The following is a 5,761-nucleotide window of genomic DNA, read 5'->3' as shown; positions in this document are numbered from 1 at the left end:
ATTTTCCCATTTGTATCACCACAATTTTGCGCAAAGCCATATTTTGGCTTGTGCAGATAAACGCAAATCTTTACGACTAAGACAAAGCTGCTGCAGCTTTATTCGAATTAATACCATTTTCCTTGAGATTATTTAAATACCTTGTGGCAATAAATAGATTTAAATTCATGTCTTGCGCCACATTATAACTAAAATATGCCGTAACGAATAGGGGGTAAACATGGAAGCCAGAAGAGTGTTGAAATTTTCAACTTTTGAGAGGATAAGAAATGCGGTGGCAATAAAAATAAGAACGTCAAAGGTGAAGGGGCAAATTGCAAAACACGGCAACGACGCGCGCGGCTTTTGCGCATCTGCGCAGGAAAGTTTTGGTGGAAGGGGGGAAAGGGCGCATGAGTTATTTGGAAAGGCAAGGGCGGAATATGAAAAAGCGTCAAAAACCGCGTATGGTATTGGCATGCTTGCCTTGGGCACTAAATACAAGAATCTTGCAAACCAGATGAATGCAATGCAGGCAATGGCAAATTTTTACGTAAAAGGGCCCATTGATGAATCGATGTGAACGCACTTGCAAGCACCCGTTGCGGCGGCACGCCCAATTCAGTGCGCACTTGGGGGGCAATGGGACAAAGGTATATATTCAAGAGTTGCTGCAATAGAGCCAATAAGGCTGCGCCAATAGAAGATGCGATTCAAAAAAATAACACCGTGATTCCAATGCCGACCTTTGTAGAGGTTATTACGTCCCCAAATTGCCCGCATAGCCCAAGGGCTGTGCGCATGGCCGCAAGGGTTGTGGGGGAGAAAAAAAACGTGCACTTTGTCGAAGTCTCCATGGTGACGCACCAGGGACAGGAGGTTGCACAGGCATACGGGGTCAGCGCCACGCCGGTCATTGCCATAAACGGCAGGGTGGTTTATGTCGGGATACCGACGAAGCTGCGGCTTGAAGGGATGATAGCAAGCGCAGTGAGGGAAGAAAACGAAAGGACGAATTACTTTTTCTAGGAAAAAACAGCAAAAAACAAGAGCATCTCAAAGCTGGCCAGCAAGAAAAACAAACTATTAGTTTTCAAGATTGGCAAGCAGCGCGAAGAATTCGGTTTTTGTTATGTCAGTGGCAACTAGCTTGGTTTTTACATTTGCTGCCCTGCCTGCCTCTAAGTCCACCTCGTTGTCGCCAATGAAAAGCGATTCGAAGGGGCTTGCGCCAAGTTCTTTCAGGGCGGCGCGTATCATGTCTGGCGCAGGTTTTGGCAGATAATCGTCTGCGGTCTTTATGGAGCCAAAATATTTTCTTACGCCAAAATGCTCAAGTATGGCATGGCTGCTTTTGCGCCTGTTTGAGACAGCTGCAATCAGATAAGTTTTGGAGAGCTGCGGTATTGCCTCAAGTATGGCAGTTGGCCTGAATTCGGTAAGCGATTTTGGCAGCCTGGCAGACATCATGGACTGCATCCTTGCAACCTCGACTTGGGTTATGCCTGTGGCAAGGTTTTTCAGTATTTGCGCGGTTGTGTGCCCTACAAGCGCTTTTTCAATTTCATCCCTTGCCGCCGCGTATCCGCCTGACCCGAGAACCTCGACAAACATTGTTATTATGGAATCCTTGGAGTCAATGAGGACGCCGTCAATGTCAAAAAGTATTGCCTTTAGCATGGATATTTTTCCGATGCAAGAATTATAAAGAAAACAAGGGCAAAGGATTGTTGCCAGATAGCAGTTGATGGCATTACAAGCTAGCTAGAAGCCCTAGAATCTAGTTTTGTAAATTTTGTAAGAGGTTTTGCAGCAAGCAAGAGAGAAATTGCCGGAAAACGAAAAACTGTAGCCGGGTTAGGCAGGCTCCCGCCCTTGCGGCTAAAAAGCCCTTGGAATGGATTTGGCGAAATTGGCTTGGCAATTTGATTAAGTGGTATTATGGCCGTGAAAATTGAGTTTGACAAAAAATCCCATAAGGCTACGGTAAGCGAGCCTGAATCAGTCTCTTCGCTTGTGCGCGGGCATTTTGGAAAAATGAGCAGGGGGACGATAACCCTTTTTGCAGAGGAGGCCCTTTACCTCATTGACATACGCAACGCCTCCTGCGCCGATAAATCTGGCAGGGGCGTTGGATTCAACCAGGTTGCGGCAGCATGTGACAGCGGCAAGCTGATGGCAAAATACTTTACCTACAAGGACTGGAGGGACAGGGGGCTTATTGCACGGCCTGCGCACGAAGCATGCGGGCCATATGGCAAGGACAGGCTTGCCAAATACCCAAGAGAGGGGTTTAGGATTGAGCGGTGCAAGCCAGAAGGCCTGTTTTTTGCCGACGATTTGGTGACTTTGATTGATGACGAGGATTTTGGCCGCGCCCTTTACCACGACTACTGGCTTGGCCAGTTTGGCACGTACAAAGCTGATGGGAGGGGCAAGCTGTCAAAGCTGGACATATACGAGACTGTGTTTCTGGCAAAACATGCCAAACTAAAGCTTGCAAATGCCACCCTTGCCAAGGCCATTAAGGCTGCAAGGCAGGCGCGGCCTGATTTTGATTTGATGTATGCAGTCTATGAGGACTGGCGGCTTGCAGGCTATGTGCTCAAGACAGGCTTCAAGTTTGGCTGCCACTTTCGGCTTTACCTGCCTGGGGCAAGCCCAAAGGCCGACGGGGAAAAATGGATGCACTCAAAGCACGTGGTGCAGGTTTTCCCAAGGGCAAACAGGCTTTTGATATCCGAGTGGGCGCGGGCCATAAGGGTGGCGCATTCCGTGAAAAAGACATTCATTCTTGCAATACCGGGAAGGGCAAAAAAGGAGGCCAGGGCTGGCTTTGGGAAAAAGCGCAGTGGCGCCGTGGGCCTTGATTTTGCTTTGTACCACCGCAAGAAAGGCAACATTGAAAACCCGAAAGAGGACTCGCCAAGCTTCATGATGCTCTCATTATCAGAGGAGGAGTACATTGGCGGGGAGCAGCTTGCAGGCGCCCTGTCTGTGTGCAGGGGGCTTGGGCTTGACTTGATGCTTGCGATTGCAGACAGGGAGACTGCAGTCACCTACTACAGTGTCAGGAGAATAGAGCTTCCAAAAAGCAAGTACGAGTATTTTGAGATAGAGTGGCAGCTGCCTTGAGGCTTGAAGTTTCCGGCAGCCCGGGCGTTTTTTCAAATGACATGTTTGTCAAGGCAAGGTCATATGATGGAACTGGGCGAATTTGAAAACTTGGTGGATGCGTCGCATAAGGCCCTTGGGCAAATCGCGGGAGGAAAGGCAGTATTTGCCGACTGCAGGCTTGTGGCAGGCACTGCAAAGTTTGCAGTGCAAAGCCTGGGGGAGGACAATGCAGCTCAAAATGATTTTACAGGCGCTGGTTTTAGGGTTCTGATGAAGGGCAACTGGGGCTTTGCAAGCACTAACCTGGTTGATTTGAAAGGGCTTGTTGCGGCCGCAAAAAAGGCGGCAAGATTGGCTTCTGGCGGCAGTGGCAAGGCGCTGATAGACGACGGGATAATCCCAAGCTACAGCAAGAGGTTTGACTTGGGCGGCTTTGCAAGCACGCAGGGCATGGAGCTTGACTGGCTTTGCAAGACTGCTTCAGAGGCCAAAAAAGAGATTGAATCAGCAAGAGAAATAAAAAGCGCAAAAGTCACGCTTGCAGCAGTGGCCGCAAGAAGGGCCGTGATAAACTCATGGGGCCTTGAGGCAATTGAATGCGCAGGCAGGCAGCGGGGGTTTTTTGAGGCAACTGCAAAGAGAGGGGCAAACACCCAGACTGCGCATGAGTCAAAGGCAAGCACAGGGGTGTGCAAGTGGATTGGAGAGTGCTGCAGCCTTGCCGCTGCCGCAGCTTCAAAGGCGCAAAAGTTGCTTGATGCCCAACGGCCGCCAAAAGGCACGTTTACGGTTGTGATAGATGGAAAGCTTGCAGGAGTTCTTGCCCACGAAGCTGTAGGGCATGCGGCTGAGGGCGATACTGTTGCAAGCGGGGGAAGCGTGCTTGGGGGCCTGATTGGAAAGCGGATTGCAAGCAAGGAAGTCACGATAACCGATTCCAACGAGAAGGGCGGTTTTGGAAGCTACAGTTTTGACGATGAGGGAATTGAGAAAAAGCGGGTGCTGATTGTTGAGAAGGGCATATTCAAATCGTATTTAACATCACTTGAAACGGCAACGCGGCTTGGAGTCGGGGCAACAGGCAACTGCAGGGCTGGCGGATATTCGCAGCTTCCAATCGTGCGCATGAGCAACACCTGCGTGGCACGTGGCAAAGACGAACATGATAAGGTTTTTGGCATAAGCCGCGGCCTGTACCTCAAGGGCATGAAAGGCGGAAGCGTTGACCCAGTAAGCGGCCATTACGTTTTTGCAGCTGAAGAAGGATATGTTATTGAAAACGGGGAGATTGGAAAACAGCTGAGGGACTGCAGCCTTACTGGAAATGTTCTTGAGACTCTGAAAAACGTAGAGGCAGTGGGAAGGGATTTTGACACAAGCCCAGGAATGTGCGGAAAATCAGGGCAGTCAGTCCCTGTAAGCGACGGCGGGCCGCACATGAGGATTGGAAAAGTCACACTTGGATAAAATAGTGCCACAAAGTGCGGCGGGCTTGGGGAGATTGGAAAACCACCTGAAGTGCAGTTGTTTGGAATGCCAAGATGATGGCACCAAGTTGGCTGTTTATTAGAAAGTGTACGACAGGCCCGCCCGAACCTGCGGGAATTTGGTGTTTAGGGCCTCTGCGCCAAGGCTGAATTTCAGCCTGTCAAGGCCAATGGGCCCGAAGTTGCCGGAGTAGCCTGCGCCAAGCGTCCCGCCCGTCCTTCCCTGATTGAAAAATGTGCTGAATGTGCCAAGCCCGGTTAAAACATCAGCCTGACCCCTATATGACATGTCATTTTGCTTTCCAACATCAAGTGCGCGCACATTGCCAGACAATTGCACCAAACCAATGCCAACATCAAACATGGGGGATTTTGCAATTATCTCCTCGTTTAGAACAGGTTTTACACCACGCTCAAGCTCATTGAGACCAAAGCGCTCGACTTTGCCGCCTGAAATCAGTGTTGAAACCTTTATCTCTCCGCCTGCGCCAAACGCTGCTGATGCGTCAATGAATGCATAGCCAAATAGTTTTGGGTCGCCTAGGCCGCCGTCTGCTGATTTGCCGCCTGTTGAAAACAATGGTATGAAAGCCTTGTCATTGTCATACGAAAGCCCGATTTTTCCAAGCGGAACCATAACTTGCCCAAAAGCCCCATAATCAAGATTAATGCCATAATCACCGACATTGTTATTTGTGAACTTGACGCCAACGCCAGCGGTTATTGATTGGACTGATAGAAGCAAATCTGATTTTGCCGCAGGTTTTAGGAATGGGTTGAACCCGGTCTGCTCATACATGAGTTTTCCATAAAGCTCTGTTGCATTAGAGTCATCGCCAACAAGTGTGAATTTGGCGCTTGCCCCTGCCTGAGTCTGTTTTAGATAATTGTCATACAATGTTTTTGCCGCAACAGTCACCCCAGTGTTAAGCTTCTCAAACTCGTTTTTCTCAAGGCCTGCATAGTTTGCCATAAGCAGGTTGACATAGTCCTCGGAGTTTGAGATGCCGGTTGCCTGCTTTGTGAAAAAGTCAAATGCCTTCTTGTGCACCATTTCCATGTGATGCCATCGTTGCATCCTGCCGGCATCGTCATTCGGGTATTTTCGCTTTGAAACTTCCGAGCCTTCTTTAAGTATGCCGTAAAGCTCCTTCATGTCTGCCTTGGTGAGCACAAGT

At 49.4% G+C, this 5,761-nt stretch carries 5 protein-coding genes; 4 read left to right on the top strand and 1 reads right to left on the bottom strand.

Annotated elements, in window-relative coordinates; genetic code table 11:
• The first annotated feature begins 220 nt into the window (after positions 1-220).
• Complete coding sequence (locus FJZ26_03670) at positions 221-562, top strand: hypothetical protein (protein ID MBM3229504.1); 342 nt, start codon at positions 221-223, stop codon at positions 560-562.
• Between the two features lie 59 nt (positions 563-621).
• Positions 622-1,008: a hypothetical protein gene (locus FJZ26_03665; GenBank protein MBM3229503.1), complete on the top strand. Its 387-nt coding sequence runs from the start codon at positions 622-624 to the stop codon at positions 1,006-1,008.
• A gap of 57 nt (positions 1,009-1,065) precedes the next feature.
• Here the strand turns inward: FJZ26_03665 and FJZ26_03660 are convergent, their stop codons facing one another.
• Positions 1,066-1,659: an HAD-IA family hydrolase gene (locus tag FJZ26_03660; GenBank protein MBM3229502.1), complete on the bottom strand. Its 594-nt coding sequence runs from the start codon at positions 1,657-1,659 to the stop codon at positions 1,066-1,068.
• 261 nt (positions 1,660-1,920) lie between these two features.
• Between FJZ26_03660 and endA the strand changes: the two genes are divergently transcribed.
• Both endA and FJZ26_03650 read left to right on the top strand, forming a co-directional pair.
• On the top strand, positions 1,921-3,114 hold the full coding sequence (endA, locus tag FJZ26_03655; GenBank protein MBM3229501.1) for a tRNA-intron lyase: 1,194 nt from the start codon (positions 1,921-1,923) through the stop codon (positions 3,112-3,114).
• A gap of 36 nt (positions 3,115-3,150) precedes the next feature.
• Positions 3,151-4,563: a TldD/PmbA family protein gene (locus FJZ26_03650; GenBank protein MBM3229500.1), complete on the top strand. Its 1,413-nt coding sequence runs from the start codon at positions 3,151-3,153 to the stop codon at positions 4,561-4,563.
• Positions 4,564-5,761 lie beyond the last annotated feature (1,198 nt).

The organism is Candidatus Parvarchaeota archaeon, assembly GCA_016866895.1.
Lineage (GTDB): Archaea > Micrarchaeota > Micrarchaeia > Anstonellales > VGKX01 > VGKX01.
This window is presented reverse-complemented; position numbering and strand designations above follow the sequence as displayed.